At 49.3% G+C, this 18,733-nt stretch carries 13 protein-coding genes and 1 other annotated feature; of the genes, 9 read left to right on the top strand and 4 right to left on the bottom strand.

Annotation, left to right across the window (positions count from 1 at the left end):
- Positions 1-51: 51 nt before the first annotated feature.
- The 6 genes from hydG to BN6539_RS13530 all read left to right on the top strand — a co-directional run bounded on the left by hydG (position 52) and on the right by BN6539_RS13530 (position 7,484).
- Positions 52-1,482, top strand: a complete 1,431-nt coding sequence (hydG, locus tag BN6539_RS13555) for a [FeFe] hydrogenase H-cluster radical SAM maturase HydG (protein WP_067539605.1) — start codon at positions 52-54, stop codon at positions 1,480-1,482.
- Entirely contained in the window at positions 1,457-2,686 is a 1,230-nt protein-coding gene (hydF, locus tag BN6539_RS13550) for a [FeFe] hydrogenase H-cluster maturation GTPase HydF (RefSeq protein WP_067539602.1), read from the top strand. Before hydG ends, hydF begins: the two co-directional genes overlap by 26 nt.
- Positions 2,679-3,476: a glutamate 5-kinase gene (gene proB / locus BN6539_RS13545; protein WP_067539599.1), complete on the top strand. Its 798-nt coding sequence runs from the start codon at positions 2,679-2,681 to the stop codon at positions 3,474-3,476. Before hydF ends, proB begins: the two co-directional genes overlap by 8 nt.
- A gap of 7 nt (positions 3,477-3,483) precedes the next feature.
- Positions 3,484-4,725: a glutamate-5-semialdehyde dehydrogenase gene (locus tag BN6539_RS13540; RefSeq protein WP_067539596.1), complete on the top strand. Its 1,242-nt coding sequence runs from the start codon at positions 3,484-3,486 to the stop codon at positions 4,723-4,725.
- Positions 4,726-4,785: 60 nt separating this feature from the next.
- Complete coding sequence (locus BN6539_RS13535) at positions 4,786-5,577, top strand: ZIP family metal transporter (RefSeq protein WP_067539593.1); 792 nt, start codon at positions 4,786-4,788, stop codon at positions 5,575-5,577.
- A 116-nt stretch (positions 5,578-5,693) separates the two neighbouring features.
- Positions 5,694-5,949, top strand: a binding site (T-box leader).
- Positions 5,950-6,107: 158 nt separating this feature from the next.
- The gene (locus tag BN6539_RS13530) at positions 6,108-7,484 is read left to right on the top strand and encodes a TrpB-like pyridoxal phosphate-dependent enzyme (RefSeq protein ID WP_067539590.1); all 1,377 of its coding nucleotides are present in this window, start codon (positions 6,108-6,110) and stop codon (positions 7,482-7,484) included.
- Positions 7,485-7,797: 313 nt separating this feature from the next.
- Here the strand turns inward: BN6539_RS13530 and BN6539_RS13525 are convergent, their stop codons facing one another.
- A complete protein-coding gene (locus tag BN6539_RS13525) occupies positions 7,798-11,451 on the bottom strand; it encodes a PAS domain-containing hybrid sensor histidine kinase/response regulator (protein ID WP_067539587.1) in 3,654 nt (1,217 codons plus the stop codon).
- 131 nt (positions 11,452-11,582) lie between these two features.
- Here BN6539_RS13525 and tsaA point away from each other — a divergent pair, with 131 nt between their 5' ends.
- A complete protein-coding gene (gene tsaA, locus BN6539_RS13520) occupies positions 11,583-12,263 on the top strand; it encodes a tRNA (N6-threonylcarbamoyladenosine(37)-N6)-methyltransferase TrmO (protein ID WP_067539584.1) in 681 nt (226 codons plus the stop codon).
- A 15-nt stretch (positions 12,264-12,278) separates the two neighbouring features.
- On the opposite strand, the gene BN6539_RS13515 is transcribed toward tsaA, so the two are convergent.
- Positions 12,279-12,752, bottom strand: a complete 474-nt coding sequence (locus BN6539_RS13515) for a GNAT family N-acetyltransferase (protein ID WP_067539581.1) — start codon at positions 12,750-12,752, stop codon at positions 12,279-12,281.
- Positions 12,753-12,906: 154 nt separating this feature from the next.
- On the opposite strand from BN6539_RS13515, the gene BN6539_RS13510 reads away from it, so the two are divergent.
- Positions 12,907-14,586 carry an ABC transporter ATP-binding protein gene (locus BN6539_RS13510; RefSeq protein ID WP_082907522.1) on the top strand — a complete coding sequence of 560 codons (1,680 nt, stop codon included), beginning with the start codon at positions 12,907-12,909 and terminating at the stop codon, positions 14,584-14,586.
- Between the two features lie 79 nt (positions 14,587-14,665).
- Positions 14,666-15,697, top strand: coding sequence for an ArsR/SmtB family transcription factor (locus BN6539_RS13505; RefSeq protein ID WP_067539575.1), 1,032 nt, complete (start codon positions 14,666-14,668; stop codon positions 15,695-15,697).
- A gap of 45 nt (positions 15,698-15,742) precedes the next feature.
- Here the strand turns inward: BN6539_RS13505 and BN6539_RS13500 are convergent, their stop codons facing one another.
- Positions 15,743-17,752, bottom strand: coding sequence for a hydantoinase/oxoprolinase family protein (locus BN6539_RS13500; protein ID WP_067539572.1), 2,010 nt, complete (start codon positions 17,750-17,752; stop codon positions 15,743-15,745).
- Between the two features lie 4 nt (positions 17,753-17,756).
- Positions 17,757-18,266, bottom strand: coding sequence for an HD domain-containing protein (locus BN6539_RS13495; protein ID WP_067539569.1), 510 nt, complete (start codon positions 18,264-18,266; stop codon positions 17,757-17,759).
- Between the last annotated feature and the right edge of the window lie 467 nt (positions 18,267-18,733).

Here is an 18,733-nt window from a genome sequence, read left to right as displayed (position 1 = left end):
ACGGGGAAGTTCCCTTGCAGGACCTGACTCGAAAGAAAGGAAAAGAAAAAAATGTATGATCCAAAATCACTGAAAGCAGAAGAATTCATCTGCCATGACGAAGTCATGGACTCCCTGGCTTACGCCGACGAAAACAAAGACAATAAGGAATTGATCCGGCAAATCCTGGATAAGGCTGCCCTGCGCAAAGGCATCAGCCACAGAGAAGCCTCTGTGCTGCTGGCCTGCGAAGACGAAGAAATCACCAAAGAAATCTGCAGCCTGGCGGAACAAATCAAAAAGGACTTCTACGGCAACCGTATCGTCATGTTCGCACCGCTGTATCTGTCCAATTACTGTGTCAACGGCTGTGTTTACTGTCCATACCACCATCAGAACAAACACATCGCCAGAAAGAAACTGACCCAGGAAGAAATCAGAAAAGAAGTCATCGCTCTGCAGGATATGGGCCACAAGAGACTTGCCCTGGAAGCCGGAGAAGATCCGGTCAACAACCCCATCGAATATATTTTGGAGTGCATCAAGACCGTCTACTCCATCAACCATAAGAACGGCGCCATCCGGCGCGTCAACGTCAACATCGCCGCCACTACCAAGGAAGAATACAAGATGCTGAAAGACGCAGGCATCGGTACATATATCTTATTTCAGGAAACCTATCACAAGGACAGCTATGAAAAGCTTCATCCGACCGGTCCAAAGCACAACTATGCGTGGCATACCGAAGCCATGGACAGAGCCATGGAAGCCGGTATCGACGACGTGGGCCTGGGTGTTTTATTCGGCCTGGAAATGTACCGCTACGAACTGGCAGGCCTGTTGATGCACGCAGAGCATCTGGAGGCTGCCCAGGGCGTGGGACCGCATACCATCAGCGTGCCGAGAGTCAGACCTGCAGACGACATCGACCCTGACGATTTTGACGCCGGTGTCGATGGAGGCCTCACCGACGACCTATTCGCCAAGATCATCGCCATCATCAGAATCGCCGTTCCTTATACGGGCATGATCATGTCCACCAGAGAAAGCCAGAAAATGCGGGCAAAGGCGCTGCACCTGGGAATCTCTCAAATCAGCGGCGCTTCCAAGACCAGCGTCGGCGGCTACGACGAGCCGGAACCAGAAGAAGAAAACTCCGCACAGTTCGAAACCGACGACAAGAGAACTCTGGATGAAGTGGTCAAATGGCTGATGGATATGGGCTACATTCCGAGCTTCTGCACCGCCTGCTACAGAGAAGGCAGGACGGGAGACCGCTTCATGACTCTGTGCAAAAACGGCCAGATTCAGAACTGCTGTCATCCTAACGCGCTGATGACCCTGAAAGAATACCTGGTCGATTACGCAAGCCCTGAGACCAGATCCGTCGGCGAAGCTCTCATCGACAAGGAGCTCACCAACATCCCGAAAGAAAAAGTCCGCCAGATTGCGGAAGAGTATATCAAGGAGATTGAAGATGGAAAAAGAGACTTTAGATTTTGATAAGACCCCCAGTGCAAACAGACTGCACATCAGTTTCTTTGGCAGACGCAACGCTGGAAAATCCAGCGTTGTCAATGCTGTCACGGGGCAGGATTTATCTATCGTATCAGAGGTAAAAGGCACCACCACAGACCCAGTCAAAAAGGCCATGGAATTGCTACCCCTGGGACCGGTGGTGATCATCGACACCCCCGGCATCGACGACGACGGCAAAGTAGGAGAGAAACGAGTGGCAAAATCTTACCAGATACTGGGCATGACTGATGTTGCAGTGCTGGTCATCGACAATTTCGTAGGTCCTGCCGCAGAAGATCTGGAGCTGATAAAGCTTTTCAAGAAAAAGAACATACCTTATATCGTAGTCCTGAACAAAGTGGACCTCGACATGGAATCCCTCATTACAGGCGCTGACGAGGAGAATAAGGAACAGTACGATTTTCCTCACATCCTGGTCAGCGCCCTTACCGGTCAAGGTATTACAGAACTGAAAGAGAAGATTGCAGAAATCGGCAAGCCTCTGGAGAGCAATAAGAAGCTGATTGCAGACAAAATTGCTGACTGCGACATCGTCGTCCTGGTGACGCCCATCGACGCTTCGGCGCCTAAAGGGAGAATGATTCTGCCCCAGGTGCAGACCATACGGGACATCTTAGATACGCAGGCCATCGCCATGGTAACGCAAGTTGCAGAGCTTTCGGCCTGTCTTAACGCACTGAAAGAGCCGCCAGCCTTGGTAGTCACCGACAGCCAGGCTTTCCAGCAGGTCAAGGAAATCGTGCCTGACAGCGTCCCTTTGACCTCCTTCTCCATTCTGTTTGCCAGATTCAAGGGTATTTTGGACACGGCTGTTTACGGCGCCCAGTATTTAAACAAGCTGAAAGACGGCGATACCGTTTTAATCTCCGAAGGCTGTACCCATCACAGGCAGTGCGAGGATATCGGAACCGTCAAGCTGCCCGGCTGGATCAAAAAGTACAGCGGTAAAAAGCTGCTCTTTGAATTCACCAGCGGCGGGCATTTCCCCCAGGATCTATCGGCGTACGCCTTGGTAGTCCACTGTGGGGGCTGTATGTTAGGTGAAAGAGAAATGGTCTGCAGACAGGAATCAGCAGAAGAGCAGGGGGTACCGTTTACCAATTACGGCATCCTCATCGCACAGATGAACGGCATTTTAGGCCGAAGCCTGGAGATTTTTTATGAATAGGATTATGGAAAGCAAAAGAATCGTCATCAAGGTGGGAACTTCTACCTTGACCCATCCCAGCGGAAAGATCAACATCCGCCACGTCGAAAACCTCTGCAAGGTCATCGCTGACCTGCAGAACTCCGGCAAGGAAATCACCCTGGTTTCCTCCGGGGCTATCGGTGTAGGCGTGGGAAAACTCAATTTAAAGGCCCGTCCAAATGAGACCAGTAAAAAGCAGGCCCTGGCTGCCATCGGACAGTGTGAACTGATGTTCATGTATGACAAATTCTTCGGCGAATACAATCATACCGTCGCGCAGGTTCTGCTGACAGCCGACGTGGTTGACAACAAGGTGGGACGTCAAAACGTGCAGAATACTTTTACAGAGCTGATCGATATGGGCATCATTCCTGTAGTCAACGAAAACGATACCGTCGCAACAGACGAGTTGGAGGGAAACAATTTCGGCGACAACGACAATCTCTCCGCCATCGTCGCCAAGCTGATTGGCGCCGACCTCTTGGTGATTCTCACCGATATCGACGGACTTTACGACAAAGATCCGCGAAAGCACAGCGACGCTCGCCGCATCCCTGTCGTAGAAAAAATTGATGCGAAGGTGGAAGCTTTGGCAGGGGGCGCTGGTTCAATTTTCGGCACTGGCGGCATGACTACCAAAGTCAGCGCAGCAAAAGTCTCCACTGGAGCCGGCATTCCCTGCTGTGTCATCAAAGGAGATAATCCAGCTAACCTCTATCCCCTATTTGAGGGGCAGACAATTGGAACTATTTTTAAAGCCGGGAGGTAAATCATTTATGACAAATTTAGAAAACATGGGCGCTCTGGCAAAGTCCGCCGCCAGAACCCTTCGAATAGAAGATTCTTCAGTGAAGACAGAAGCTTTAGAATTAATCGCTTCTGCCCTGCTGCAAAACAAGGCTGATATATTAACCGCCAACGCCCTGGACGTAGAAGCAGCCAAAGGCAGCTTGTCACCTTCCATGATTGACCGGCTTTCTCTAAGTGAAGAACGCATCGAGTCCATGGCAGACGCTGTCATCGCCGTCTCCAAGTGGCCCGATCCTGTGGGTCAGGTTTTGGAAGAACGAGATCTTCCAAACGGTCTTCACGTACAGAAGACTTCCGTTCCCCTTGGTGTCTGCGGCATCATCTTCGAAGCTCGTCCCAACGTGACCAGCGACTGCGCAGCCCTCTGCATCAAAGCAGGCAACGCCTGCATCCTCAGAGGCGGAAAAGAAGCTTTTCACTCCAACATGGCCATCACCGGGGTCATGAGAGATGCGCTTTCCTCCACTGCCCTGCCCGCGGACTGCATCCAGCTGGTGGAAGATACCTCTAGGGAATCCGCCGCTGAAATGATGGCTTTGACAGAATATCTCGATGTACTCATTCCAAGAGGCGGCGCCGGTCTGATCAGATCAGTCGTAGACAATGCCAAAGTGCCGGTCATAGAAACCGGTGTCGGTAACTGCCACATTTACGTGGATCGAGCCGCCGACATCTCCATGGCCCTTGATATCGTTTTCAACGCAAAGACCTCCAGGCCTTCCGTCTGCAATGCGGCAGAAAAGCTTTTGGTCCACAAAGAGATTGCGGCGGTCTTTTTACCTGCCATGGCCGAAAAGCTGGCCGAAAAAGACGTGGAGCTGAGAGCAGACGAAGCGGCCTGCCGCCTGCTGCCCCATGCCAAAGCAGCTTCCGAGGGAGACTGGAGCCGTGAATATCTGGACTACATCATGGGCGTCAAAATCGTGAACAGCATCGACGATGCCATCGACCACATTGAAAGATATTCGTCTCACCACAGCGACTGCATCGTCACCTCTGACCAGGCTGCTGCAGACCGTTTTCTGGCTTCCGTAGATTCTGCTGCAGTCTATCACAACGCTTCTACCAGGTTCACCGACGGCGGCGAGCTGGGACTGGGGGCAGAGATCGGCATTTCCACCCAGAAACTCCACGCCAGAGGCCCCATGGGTGTAAACCAGCTTGTCTCCTACAAATATGTGATTTCCGGCAGTGGGCAAATTAGATAAATATATGCACAATATTCCAGAATATTCATATTGATATATCAAAGGAGATGATAAATTGATATGAATGGAATAACATGGGCATTGATCGGCACCCTGTTTACCTTCTCGGTAACCACTCTGGGTGCCTTAAATGTTTTTTGGGTCAAAAAAGAAGTTGGCAATACCTTTCAATGTATATTCTTAGGTTTTGCCGGCGGCGTCATGATTGCGGCCTCAGTCTGGTCTTTACTGCTTCCTGGAATAGAAAGAGCTGAACAAAACGGTCAAATCAGCTGGCTAGTCATGACATGCGGATTTCTCCTGGGTGTCATTTTACTGCTATTTGCCGACGCTATTCTAAAAAAACAATACTTAAGGCGGCTGCAGACGGGTCAGCAGACCAAACTAAAACAGAGCACTTTGATGTTGGTCATGGCTATTACCATACACAACATTCCAGAGGGAATGGCTGTCGGTCTTGCTTTCTCTCTGGCTATGTCGGATACCTCTGACCCGGCGCTGTTCTCCGGCGCAATAGCCCTTGCTCTGGGTATCGGTATTCAGAACTATCCCGAAGGCACTGCCGTGGCTCTGCCTCTCATCAAAGACGGCATGGGCAAAAAGAAAGCGTTTTTGATCGGCAGCATGTCTGCCATCGTAGAACCGATCTTCGGCGTTCTCGCCGCCGTAGTGACGACGTTTATTACATCCTTCATGCCTCTGCTCCTGGCTTTTGCTGCCGGCACCATGATCTACGTGGTAGTGCAGGAACTTCTGCCCGAGGCACAGGGCTGTGAAGGCGACAAAACAGCCACTTTAGGCTTCATCGCGGGATTTTTAATTATGATGATTCTGGACGTCAGTCTAGGCTGAGATTGTGACATTTGTCAACTTACCATATGTATTTAATTAAAAACTTGTGATTTTTCACAAATTATTGTTGACAGCGTCAATTTTGCATGTTACTATAGAGAAAATTAAATAACACAGACAAACCTTTGAGGGAGAGTAGTAAGCTTTGATACTTACATAGGAGAGAGCTGCAGGTGGTGAGATTGCAGCATGGAAAGGCAGAGCCGAATGGACTCCTGAGGGCAAACCGAACGATGGAACCGTTTAGTAGGGGCGCCGGAGAAGATACTCCGTTAACAAAATCGGCATATGGTAGTATGCGCAGAGCGGGCGTAATTTTGTTACGCCAAGCCGGGTGGCACCGCAAGAGAACTTATTACTCTTGTCCCAGCAGAAGTTTGTCTGGGACAGGAGTTTTTGTTTGCCCTAACCCGATTTGCATAAGCAAATCGTTGGTAGGTCAGCCGTCAGAATTCCCCAAATCTCTGATTTGGTGGAAATTACCACGCTTTTGCTCCTGTCCAGTGTAAAATTGAAAGGAGCACACAAAAATGAACAACGAAACAAAGAAGATCCCTTACAAAATTTATCTCGAGGAACACGAAATGCCGACTCAGTATTACAATGTCCGGGCGGACATGAAGAAAAAGCCGGCTCCCCTGCTCAACCCGGGTACCCTGCAGCCCATGACCTTTGATGAACTGCGGGGCGTCTTCTGCGACGAACTGGTAAAACAGGAGCTGGACGACACCACGGCATATTTCGATATTCCACAGGAAATACAAGAGTTCTACAAGATGTACCGCCCTGCACCGCTTGTCAGAGCTTACTGCTTAGAAGAACGTCTGCAGACACCTGCTAAAATTTATTATAAATTCGAAGGCAACAACACCAGCGGCAGCCACAAGCTGAACTCCGCCATCGCCCAGGCCTATTACGCCAAGGAGCAGGGCCTCAAAGGCGTGACGACAGAAACAGGCGCTGGCCAGTGGGGCACTGCCCTTTCCATGGCCTGTGCTTACCTGGGCCTGGACTGTGACGTCTACATGGTAAAGGTCTCCTACGAGCAAAAGCCGTTCAGACGGGAGGTCATGCGGACCTATGGCGCAAAGGTCACGCCATCCCCTTCCGAGTCAACGGCAGTCGGCCGCAAGATCCTCGCAGACCACCCCGGCACCACGGGAAGCCTGGGCTGCGCCATCTCCGAAGCCGTAGAAGCTGCTACCAGCCGGGAAGGCTACAGATATGTGCTGGGCAGCGTGCTATCACAGGTCCTGCTCCACCAGAGCATCATCGGTCTGGAGACAAAGACGGCCATGGACAAATACGGCATCACACCGGATATCATCATCGGCTGCGCCGGCGGCGGCTCCAACTTAGGCGGACTGATTTCTCCATTCATGGGTGAAAAACTTCGCGGGGAAAAGGACTACCGTTTCATCGCCGTCGAACCCGCCTCCTGCCCTAGTCTGACCAGAGGCAAGTACGCCTACGATTTCTGCGATACCGGCATGGTCTGCCCGCTTTCCAAGATGTACACCCTGGGCAGCGGCTTCATTCCAAGTGCCAATCACGCTGGCGGCCTCAGATACCACGGCATGAGTTCTGTTCTTTCCGAGCTGTACGATCAGGGACTCATGGAAGCCCGCAGTGTAGAGCAGACAGAGGTTTTCAAGGCGGCAGAGGATTTCGCCAGAATTGAAGGCATTCTGCCTGCGCCAGAGAGCAGCCACGCAATCAAGGCAGCGATGGACGAGGCGCTGAAGTGCAAAGAAACAGGGGAAGAAAAGACCATCCTCTTCGGCCTGACCGGCACAGGTTACTTCGATCTGAAAGCCTATGAACAGTTCAACAACGGTCAGATGAGCGATCACATCCCTACCGATGAAGAACTGCAGATCAGTTTCGACGGACTGCCAAGAGTATAATACAAAGCAGAGGGGAAGGCTTTTAGCCTTCCTCTTTCCTATTGCACTGCTACTGCACTGCACTGTTTTTTGCTAAAATCGTCAAAAAAGGCTAATTTTGAAAAACTCTTTTTGTCATTGGAATTCAGCCATTTCTCATTAAAATCCAGCAGAATTTCTTCAAAAAAACTTCTGCAACCCTTGCAATTGCTTGCTCAAAAACTTTTTTCCAATTCGGCAAAAAATCATCATTTTGGCAAAGATCGAAGAGGAAGACACCGAATCGGGGGGCAGAATAAAAAAAGAGAGAAAACCGTTTTCTCCCTTTTTCGTTCTATTCTTCTTCTGGAAATATGAATTCCTGCAGTGTCGCATAAAGCAGCTGCGGTTCGATTGGTTTCGCCAGATGGGCGTTCATACCTGCTGCCCGGGATTTCTCTACATCTTCATCAAAGGCGTTGGCGCTCATAGCGATAATCGGCACTGTCTTTGCTTTCTTTTTCTTTAACTGTCTGATGGATCTGGCTGCCGTCAGGCCGTTCATGACCGGCATGCGGATATCCATGAGAATCGCGTCATAATCCACCGCCGAAGTGGCGAACATTTCAATGGCCACCAGGCCATTTTCAGCGACTTCCACCTTGGCGCCTTTGTTCATCAGTAACTGTTTTGCCACTTCTATGTTGAGCACATGATCTTCTACCAGCAGAATCGTCTTACCCGTAAAATCATACTCCATCGGTTTTGCCGCTTCCTGCTTCTGCTCTCTTTCCGTGTAGATTTTCTGGAACGTGGAAGTCAGTGATTTCTTGAACAGCGGTTTTGAGATCAGCATGTTGACACCGGCCTTTTTGGCATCCTGTTCAATAGAAACCCAGTCATAAGCGGTCATGATGATAATCGTCACTTCCGGCCCGACGATTTTACGTATTTCTCTCGCCGTCTCAATACCATCCATGCCCGGCATTTTCCAGTCGATGAAAATCACGTCAAAATACGTATTCTTTTCCCACTTTCTTCTGACAATTTCTACGGCTCCTTCTCCACTGTCAACCCACTCTGCTTTCATGCCCATATCGGACAAAATGTTCTTCGTGTGCTCACAGACCGTAATTTCATCATCGACAATCAGAGCGGACAGCTTGGCAAAATTAATCTTTGCCTTACTGCGGCTGATCCGTTTTGTCTCTTCGCAGAGTTCCAAATCCAATTCCACCGTAAATTCAGATCCAACTCCTTCGATGCTGTTGACCGAAATATGGCCGCCCATCATGTTGATCAGGTTCTTGCAAATGGCCAGACCCAGACCCGTCCCGCTGTAACGCGCTGTATTATCATTGCCCTGTTCAAAAGGATCGAACAAATGAGGCATGAACTCTTCTTTGATGCCAATGCCGGTATCATTGATTGTAAAGGTCATTCTCGCCTTGCCGTCTTTGATTCTGCCCTGGTGGATGATCATCTGCACTTTTCCGCCGGATGGAGTGAATTTGATAGCGTTAGAGATGATGTTGATCAACACCTGCTGCAGCTTCATGGCATCGCCGATATAGTAATCTTCTGTAAAACTGGTCAATATGGACTCGTAGTCGATGCCTTTCTCTTCTGCCTGTTCATAACAGATGGTGTTGATCCCGTTGATAAACTCTTCAAAAGGAATTTTTTCCCGCTTGACGACGACCTTGCCGCTTTCAATCCTGCTCATATCCAATATATCGTTAATCAACGATAGCAAAAACCTGGCAGAAATCCCCACTTTGGAGATGCAGTCCGCCACTTGTTCCGGGTCATTGACACACTGTGCAGCCAGGGCGGACATGCCGATGATGGCGTTCATCGGCGTTCTGATCTCGTGACTCATCCTGGACAGGAAATCGGATTTGGCATTGCTGGCCTGTTCCGCCTGCGCTAAAGCGTTTCGCAGCAGATCCTGCTGTTTTTGCTCCTCCAGGATGGACTCCGTGATGTTGGCGCGCCGCACCAGAATCTGTGTTTTTTCTCCGTCAATATAACTGTAACTCAGTCTGTAGGTGTGAAGCACCGTTTTCTTTCTGTTCCATATCTTCTCATTAAATTCGTAGACCTGCTTCTGCTCCAGTGCCTTGACCACTGCTTCCATCTGTGCATTGTCTCTGACAATCAGGTATTCTTCCTCGCTTGGGAAAAATTCCCGATATTTTTGGGCGAAGGCGATATTGGATGCATCGTAGTCATCGCTTTCCTCCGGCAAATAGTCCTGATTGGAACGGGCCAGGCAATAAAATCGATTTAACTCCCGGTCGATGATGCCTACATAATCATAAGTCGTGTTTACAATTGCCTGCAATGCAAACTGACTCAGCATAGAACCGTTAATGTTGTAGGTATATAAAAAGCACATGATGTCGTTCTGCTCTGGACTTTTAAAAATCTTCGCATAGGTTTTCACCCAGCAGAGGGTGCCGTTTTTCATACGTCTTTGGTATTCTATAGCATACTCGTTTTTTCCCTCATAGTAAAGCGACATCAGCGAACCGATGCTGAGAGATTCTCTGAATTTCTCCTTCATGTCATCCGCTACCATATCGGAAGCGACCTCTTCTATAACACCGGAATAGGTCATACTATCGTCTGCCAGCAGCACATCACTGCTGCCCACATAGTCCACTACGATGTTGCGCGTCAGATCTGCGCGGAATTTAGCCAGAAGATCTTCACTCTGCAGACCGCTCATATATACCAGTTCTTCTACATAACGCTCTTCTTTGACCTTCTCTTCTGTGATATTGACGCCGCAGCCGATTACTTGATTGAAAGACGCACCCCGGTCAGTAACCCGTCTCAACATGATTCGCAGCCACAGGTCATTGTTCTTTTCGTCCAGAAAGTGGATATCCGCCTGAGCGTGTTCTTCTCCGTCGATTACCATCTGGTATAATTTCAAGTAATCACTGATGGAGTCATCGTGTACAAACCCCGCTTCCACAAAAGATTGCGGCACGTTATAGACGACATCCTCAATGCCAAAATATCTGGCGGAGTTTCTCTGATACTGCATCTTTTTCTCTTCAATATCATACTGCCAGATCAACATGTCGGTATTTTCTAAGGCGATATTAATCTTCTCCTGCTCCGCCCGCAGATTCAGTTCCTCTTCCTTCTGAGGGGTGATGTCGGTAAACACCATGTAGTATAAGAGTGTTCCGGACATAGCACGCTTCAACATAATATTGCAGACTGCCCAAACAATCTTTCCTGTAGACGACTGAAAACGAACGTCCAGACTCGTAACATCACCTTCATCTTTTAGGTACTCTAAAGCGTTGGTGAACTTGTCCCGATCCTCACCAAATATGTAGGAAAGCATCTCACACTGATTCTTTTTCTCGAAATCCTCTTTCGATGTAAATCCCAGGCATTCTAAAGATTTCAAATTCATATATCGCAAAACCGGACGGCGGCTTATGGTGAACCAGATAATACCGCAGAGCTGTTCGTCATAGGTTTCGATCAAGCTCTGATATCGTTCCTCCGCTCTCGCATTGGCTTCCTTCAGTTCCGTGATGTCCGTGTAGACAAAAAAAGCGATGGGATATTGATCTTCATAAAGTTCTTCGAGAAAAATGACCCTTGCCTTTACCCAGACATCCTTTCCGCTCAGATGTTTCAGTCGATAAGTCAAAGTGGTGGGTTTACTTTTTTCTATCGCTTTGGCGGTCTTTTCCATGACATATTCATAGTCGTCAGGGTGGATGTACCGACTGCTGTCAAACCCTTCTTTTTCTATACGCCCTCTCGTCGTCCCTACCAAACTCGCCAGACCTTCTGTATAGTACAAAATTGTGAATTCTGGATTGCAGATAAATTTACCTACTGCGTCGGCCGCTGCGCCGATAACGCCTTCCAGTTCCTTGTCTTTTCGCTTTGCCAGTTCTTTGAGATACTCGATCTCTTCCTGGTGGCTCTGTGTCCCTGTCTGTATGTCATTTTGTTCTTTCAAGTTCTTCATTCGTTCTCCTCTTCAGCGACATAAATAAGCTTAAGTCCGCGTCATTCTCCTTTTTAGTTTATCACAATGATTTGAATTTTCAATAGAGATTCAGTATAATAGTACCTATCATTTCAGAAAAGAGGTGCTCCATGACTACAGATCTTACATTGAGACCCATTGCCCACATCCGCAGCGTTTTTCCATCAAAGTTTGGAATTCCCCGCCAAAGCGGGCTGACGGAAACATTGAGAAGTGAAATCGTCTTTGAAGAGGCGTTTCGAAGTCCCCAGGCCCTCCGCGGACTGTCCGACTTCTCTCATCTCTGGATTATATGGGGATTTTCAGAAAATGTAGAAAGCGGCTGGTCTCCTACGGTCAGACCTCCCCGCCTGGGCGGAAATCAGCGAATGGGAGTCTTTGCTACCAGATCGCCCTTCAGACCCAACCCCCTAGGTCTTTCCTCCGTAAAAATAGAAGCCATCAGAACAGATCCCAGGTCAGGAACTGTCATTTCTGTCTGGGGCGCAGACCTGATGGACGGCACGCCCATTTACGACATCAAGCCGTATATTCCTGCAGACTGTCACCCGGACGCCGTCTGCGGTTTTGCCGATCATACCCAGGGACACCGTCTGTCCGTCACCATTGCGCCCCAGCTCCTTGCCAGAATCCCTCAGACACTGCAGGACGGACTGTATTCCATCCTGGCACAGGACCCCAGGCCTTCTTACCAGGAGGACCCGATGCGAATCTACGGATTCGGCTTTGCCGATTTTGAAGTCAGATTCCGCGTCGCCGGCAAAGACCTGGAAGTCGTAGAAATCATCTGACAGAGAAGGACGGCCTCAGCCGTCCTTTTTTAATTTGCAGCGCATGGTGCGCATCTCTTCTGTAAAGCCTTCTCGTTCATAGAGTGCAATGGCTCTCCTATTGTTGCTCAATACGTTCAGTTCTACGTAATCCAGACGTCGCTCTTCTGCCCAGGTCTTTACGGCTTCAATCAGCAGTCTTCCGACACCTCTGCTCCTCTCACTTTCTGTGACACAGGCATCCATCAGGTAGGCGTATCGGTGTGGCACGAGACAGCCAAAAGGCGGCGTGCTGCTTTGCTGCACCAGGGCAAAACCGATGAGCCGATCCGCCTCTTCCGCCAGCAGGACATCCCCTTTCTCTTCTTCAATGATGGAGGAGAGGAAATCCCGGTTCTGGCTGGTCATCTGAAAATAGTCCGCCTGCAGATCCGCCATCTCCTGAAATAACGTATCATATAATCTACATATGACATCCATATCCGCCGTGGTCGCTGTTCTTATCTTCATAATTACTGCCTCCTTCCTCTATTTTACCATATTTCTCTTACCTCGTCAGAGAAATATGGTTTGTTGTTCGTAAAATTAGTTTGACATAGATAAAATATCATGTTATATTCTATAGAAATAAAACTTATTAGATTAACATGAAACCAAGGAGGTAATGATGAAACGGTATTGGAAGAGAAATAAGCTACTACTGGCCGCTGCCCTGCTGCTTTGCACAGTAGCAGCTTTGATGACCACTTTTGTCTCTCTGCTGCTGCAGCAGGTGACGGATACTGCTGTGTCTGGAGATATGGCGCTATTTAAGAAACTGCTGCTCTTTGCAGCCTGCTATATGATTTTGCTCTGTCTGATGAATTACTTTGGTTCGCTGGCATCCAAACTTCTGGTGCAGAGGATGACGCGGCAGATACGCAGTGATGTTTACGAAGGCGTGATGCATCAGTATCCAGGTGAATTCTACAAGACGAATACAGCGGATTATATCTCCAGTTTAATCAATGACGTAAAGATTATCGAGGAAAATTACATCCTTCCCCTCATGCTCAATATCGAGGTCATCGTCATGTTCGTATCTACTCTGGTACTGCTGCTGGTTCTCAGTCCTGCCGTTACTGCCATCCTGTTAGGGACGCTGCTGCTGATGTTCGCCGTGCCTGCTCTGATGGGGAAGCTGCTGGAGAAGAGGCAGGATGCCGTATCCCGCCAGTTGGCAAGGTTTACGGAAAAAACAAAGGATATCCTCTCCGGCTTTGAAGTCATCAGGAGCTATCGCCTGCTGCCCAATATGCGGCTGAAGTTTGAGGAGGAGAACAAGAGGACTGCGGACTGCAAATTTGCCGCGGACAAAGTGACTGCTCTCAACGAAGGTCTCTCTGACACCCTGTCCTATCTCTGCGTCGTGGTCGTCATCTTTACCTCGGCTTTCTTCGTAATCAAAGGTTCCATCACCATGGGTACCCTGATGGCTCTCCTTCAGCTCAGCGGTTCTTTTTTGACGCCGGTCCTGCTGATTATGGAGAACCTACCTAAAATCAAAAGCGTCAAACCCATCGTGAAGCGTCTGTGCGACTATGCAGATACAGAGGTTGAGGCAGAACATGGCAAAGATCCGTCCTTTGAAAGGGAAATTGCAGCACAAGACTTGACCTTCTCTTACGATGGAAACCTCGACGCCCTGCATCACGTCAGCCTGCGTTTTGTCAAAGGGGAGAAATACGCTGTGGTCGGCCACAGTGGCTGCGGAAAAAGTACCCTGATCAAAATCCTTTCTGGCTACTACCGAGATTATCAGGGGGAAATACTGTACGATGAAGATTCTCTGCGCCTGCTGGATACAAGGAACTTGGGGTCTATCCTCTCCGTCCTCCATCAGAGTGTGTATCTTTTCAATGATACGATTAAAAACAATATCGCTCTGGTTGGAGATTTTGATGAAGAAACATGGCAGCAGGCCCTATCGGCCAGCGGTGTCAGTCAATTTCTGCCCCAGCTGGAAAATGGCCTGGACAGCCAGGTCGGCGAAAACGGCAATCGCCTTTCCGGCGGCCAGCGTCAGAGAGTCGCCCTGGCCAGAGCCCTCATCAGGGATGCCAAAGTCATCATTTTGGACGAAGGAACTTCTGCTTTGGATCCCAAAACTGCCGTAGAGATTGAAAATACGCTGCTGGCGCAAGAGGACCTGACTGTGGTCACCATCACCCATTCCCTGAATCCCGCTCTGCTTTCGCGCTATGATCAAGTGATCTACATGGAAAATGGTGCAGTAAAGGGCATGGCCGCTTATGAACAGTTGCTGGAAAATAATCCTTCCTTCCGTAATTTCTGTGGGGTATAATGAACGCATAGATCCTACAGCTTCGCTGCAAGGAATATTCATGGTATAATGTTAATACGTGCAAGAAAGGAGCTGCAACATGAAGTTTAAGAAAGAACTCAATCCTATCTTGGAGACCATCGGATTGTGCTGCTATATCAAATATAAAGATGACATTTGTGAGGAGACCGTCGAGGCACTCAATCGCCTCGGTGTGGATGGACAGCTTTTCTACGATCACAATTACCCTTTGATCAACCAATATGCCGACGACTTTGCCACAAAATACGAACCCCATATAGATGAAGAGGTCTTGTTCGGTTCCATGGATCTGGATATGGACACCACCTACATCGTCATGGCCAGCATCGTCGAAAATCCCCATTGGATCGACCAGGTGGATCAGATCAGCGAAGAGCAGATTCTGCGAACTTTCTCAGAGATGTTTGTGGATGAAATCAACGGGGACGGTATGGCACCGGACCTTACCACGTTAGAAAGCCGCATCGATTTTCTCAATCAGCAGCCGGAAATTTCTGATTCTTCAAAGTGGAAAACCATGATGCTGTTAGGTGACCCAAAGCGATATGTGAAATCCATGATTGAAATTTATAAACAAAATCTTCCCGCCTATGAATATGCTGTTTCCAAGAATCAGACTGCCATCGACGGTCTGTTGGAGAAATTAGCAACCGAAGGCTTTCAGCACGCTGTCTTTCAGGATATCATGGGCAAGTTTCCAGGCATTGAGACCATCTACCCATCCATCATTTCTCCAGTGCTGGAATGGGGTCTCTCCACTGTAGGATTTTACGGTGTTTTCGTCAACAAAGCCTATGGCTTCGGCAGCCTGCAGGAGCAGGAAAAAGCCTCTCTCCTATCCAGTCTGAAGATGCTCTCTGATAAAAGCCGTTTTGAGATCCTAGCTCTGCTCAAAAAGGGCGCCAGGTACAATCTGGAAATCGCAGAAGAATTGCAGCTGGGAGCCCCAACAGCTTCCCATCACATGAATCTCCTGATGACAAACGGTTTTGTCACCATCGAAAAGCAGGATGCCAAGGTATATTATCACTTCATTCCGGAAAAAATCCGCGAACTGATCCAGCTGCTCGAGAAGCAGTTTTTAATGTAAGTACAGAGGAGGCACTGTCCCTAACGGCAGCGCCTCCTTTTTTCGTTATTCTTTTTCTGATATGGCTCTTGCGATGACCAAAGTCTCGATAATTTCTGCCAGCGCATATTTGTTTCTCTGATAGGTGTTCTCTTTTACCTCTATTTCTACTTCAACTTCTCCGACTGCCCCCTGCTGCCGCGACCGCTGGATGGCGCACTGGCGAGCAGTTTTTTTCGCTTCCACCAGGGCATCGTCATAATCCGGCAGGGAGTAGGTCTCATGGCCGCCGCTGATGATGTAGGTCAGATAGGAGCTCTTGATGCCTTTGTACGGTTCAATTTTGATAACACACTCTGTACTGATATTGCCCATGGCAGCTCCGATGGCGTTTGCTACCTTTCCATCCTGCGGAAAGTCGGCTTCTGTCCCCAGCAGTTTCGCAACGTCTGCTAAGAAGATCTTTGTCGGTGCACCAATTCCAATCAGTTTTGACGGAGTGGAAAAAACAGGACGGATGGCAAAGTCAGCCAAATTCTGGCCAGAGTGACGAAAAATATAAGCGGTTAGTTTCTCTAAATCCTCACACTCCTGCAGATTCAAGTCCCTGCCCGTCTCATATTTCATAAAGATGCGGACCAGGTTGCTGTATAGCCTGCATTTTGTCAGATCGTAGATTTCCTTGCAGACTTCCGCAGGTGTCCCCTTTGTCACTGCCGAAAGGTACGCAGCGCCCATCCTGGATGCCTCGCTGTCAAATTCTGTGTAGTCCCCATAGACATGCATCACATCGGTGGGCGTCATCCCGATACGGATGACCGTCCCCTCATCTTCCAACCGTTTCATGTTCAGGACATGGGGACTGGTTCCGATTGCCGCTGCAGCCTCTCTGTAAATCAGCGGTCCATCCTCCAGGGCTTGGATAAATTTCCGTTCCGACGGTGTGTATTTATCCAGATTTGTGGGGAGGCTCACCAGCATAAAGAACTCGTGGGCAGGATAATCAAAGGGGCGATCCATCAACACCAGTGTTTTCAGCGCTTTACGCATTTTCGGATACTGGCTGGCCGCCATGCACAGCGGCACACAGCGTCGGTTATCAAGATAGAGCTGCCCCCTCTTATATTTTACGGCACTGTCGCCGCCCAGAGCAAAGGTGTCGATGGAGACGCCTTTGACCATGGTCTTCCATTCGCCGATAGAAATACCACTCTCGCTTGTAACGGGGATGCCGTCTTTGACCATGGCCACGTCGCTAGTGGTACCACCCATATCTACAATCAAAGCGTCCTGATATTTGGACAGTTCCATGGCGCCGATGATGCTAGCCGCAGGACCGCAGAGCAAAGTCTCCACCGGACGGCTCATGGCAAATTCACGACTCATGATGCTGCCATCGCTTTTGACGATGACTATAGGCAGATCCAGCCCCAGTTCCGCTAGGGATCCTTCGATAGAATCAAAGAAATCCTCCATGACAGGTAGCAATCTGGCATTGAGCAGCGCAGTCGCGCCTCGCTTCTGTACGTTCAGCTCCTGAAACAGGTCATACCCCCTTACGCAAGGGAGACCCAACGTCTTTTTGATGATCTGTTCCGCTTTGATCTCGTACTCACCGTCGTTGTATTTAGGATTCATCTGGACGATCGCCACGCTGTCAAAGTCTCTGAAATCCTGTACAATGTCCTCTTCGAATTTCTGCCAATCCGGGGTGTTCTCCAGACTGTCCGGCTGCCCGGCGTCACCTTTCATGAAATAGATATCCCCCATGGGCGGCAGGCCATATTCACCTCCCATCTTCTTCACAACCTGCGGGTTGACACCGATAAACACCAGCTTTGCCCTGCCTCCCTTGTGCTCTACACAGGCGTTGGTTGCCAAAGTGGTAGAAAGAGAAATATAGGATGCGTTGCGGGCGAGATCCTGGTCCAGTCCGCCGAGGGCTCTCAGGATTCCAACCTTCAAATCCTGTCTGGTAGTCAGTGTCTTGCTCTGTGACAATACCTTGTGGCTCTTCGTATCAAAGATAACTGCGTCCGTGCAGGTGCCGCCTGTATCAATTCCGATTCCAATCATTTCTCTACCTCTCTTCTTGTTCCTCTATTTGGAACATGGTCTTGCAGACGGTTCTGGCCGTCTCTGTCCTGAATAGGTGTTTATAAGATTCCCTGATGCCCTCTGCCGGTGTTTCCTCTTCGTAAAGATTGACCAAAGCGTCAGCCTCCAGCAAAATCCGATAATCGAGCCCGTCCACAGGTTCATAGGTGTGATGGTGTGCCACCAGATAACAGACCCTTTCCGTCACGGCCCTATCAAAATTCAGGGCTTCCAGCATTTCTTCTGCCAGGGGCGGCCCCTCCTGCTCCTGCAACCTGCCGTTGCTGAATCCATACTTCTTCTCGGCGGCTCCGATGCCGATGTCATGTACCAGTGCCGCTGCCTCTAATGTGAACTGCGTTTCTTCGTCCAGCCCCTCTGCCTCGCCAATCAGCCTGGCAAAGGAGTGAACCTTGACAAAATGCTGGATACGTGGCGCATCGCTCTCGTAATAGCGAATCATTTCCATATATAATTGATTTAATTTGTTCATGTGAGGACTCCTTCTTTCTTTGCTATCAGTATAGCACAAGAACGGTTTCAAGTCGTTGCACCAGCAACAGAAAACTTGGTATTTTATTTGGAACTGGACGGATGGCAGGCTTTTGAGAGGGGCGTGTTACGCAGTTTCGGCTGATTTGCCCTGTTTTGTTAAGCAGCCCGCTGCCAGGCACTGGCATATGCGTAACTGCCCCTTCTCTGCAAAGGGAGTGTTACGCAGTTTCGGTCGTTTTGCCCTGTTTTGTTAAGCAGCTTGCTGCCAGGCACTGGCATATGCGTAACTGCCCCTTCTCTGCAAAGGGAGTGTTACGCAGTTTCGGTCGATTTGCCCTATTTTGTTAAGCAGCCCGGTGCCTGGCACTGGCATATGCGTAGCTGACCCCCTCTCTGCAAAGGGAGTGTTACGCAGTTTCGGTCGATTTGCCCTATTTTGTTAAGCAGCCCGCTGCCAGGCACTGG

The organism is Emergencia timonensis (assembly GCF_900086585.1).
Taxonomy (GTDB): Bacteria; Bacillota; Clostridia; order Peptostreptococcales; family Anaerovoracaceae; genus Senimuribacter; species Senimuribacter timonensis.
Note: the sequence above shows the minus strand (reverse complement) of the source record. Positions and strands in the feature narration are given on the sequence as shown.

What these genes read in the sequence shown, in the direction of transcription:
- hydG (WP_067539605.1), top strand. Translation starts at nt 52, where the DNA reads ATGTATGATCCAAAATCACTGAAAGCAGAAGAATTCATCTGCCATGAC.
- BN6539_RS13540 (WP_067539596.1), top strand. Translation starts at nt 3,484, where the DNA reads ATGACAAATTTAGAAAACATGGGCGCTCTGGCAAAGTCCGCCGCCAGA.
- hydF (WP_067539602.1), top strand. Translation starts at nt 1,457, where the DNA reads ATGGAAAAAGAGACTTTAGATTTTGATAAGACCCCCAGTGCAAACAGA.
- BN6539_RS13535 (WP_067539593.1), top strand. Translation starts at nt 4,786, where the DNA reads ATGAATGGAATAACATGGGCATTGATCGGCACCCTGTTTACCTTCTCG.
- BN6539_RS13530 (WP_067539590.1), top strand. Translation starts at nt 6,108, where the DNA reads ATGAACAACGAAACAAAGAAGATCCCTTACAAAATTTATCTCGAGGAA.
- BN6539_RS13525 (WP_067539587.1), bottom strand. Translation starts at nt 11,451, where the DNA reads ATGAAGAACTTGAAAGAACAAAATGACATACAGACAGGGACACAGAGC.
- BN6539_RS13500 (WP_067539572.1), bottom strand. Translation starts at nt 17,752, where the DNA reads ATGATTGGAATCGGAATTGATACAGGCGGCACCTGCACGGACGCAGTT.
- tsaA (WP_067539584.1), top strand. Translation starts at nt 11,583, where the DNA reads ATGACTACAGATCTTACATTGAGACCCATTGCCCACATCCGCAGCGTT.
- BN6539_RS13505 (WP_067539575.1), top strand. Translation starts at nt 14,666, where the DNA reads ATGAAGTTTAAGAAAGAACTCAATCCTATCTTGGAGACCATCGGATTG.
- BN6539_RS13515 (WP_067539581.1), bottom strand. Translation starts at nt 12,752, where the DNA reads ATGAAGATAAGAACAGCGACCACGGCGGATATGGATGTCATATGTAGA.
- BN6539_RS13495 (WP_067539569.1), bottom strand. Translation starts at nt 18,266, where the DNA reads ATGAACAAATTAAATCAATTATATATGGAAATGATTCGCTATTACGAG.
- proB (WP_067539599.1), top strand. Translation starts at nt 2,679, where the DNA reads ATGAATAGGATTATGGAAAGCAAAAGAATCGTCATCAAGGTGGGAACT.
- BN6539_RS13510 (WP_082907522.1), top strand. Translation starts at nt 12,907, where the DNA reads ATGATGAAACGGTATTGGAAGAGAAATAAGCTACTACTGGCCGCTGCC.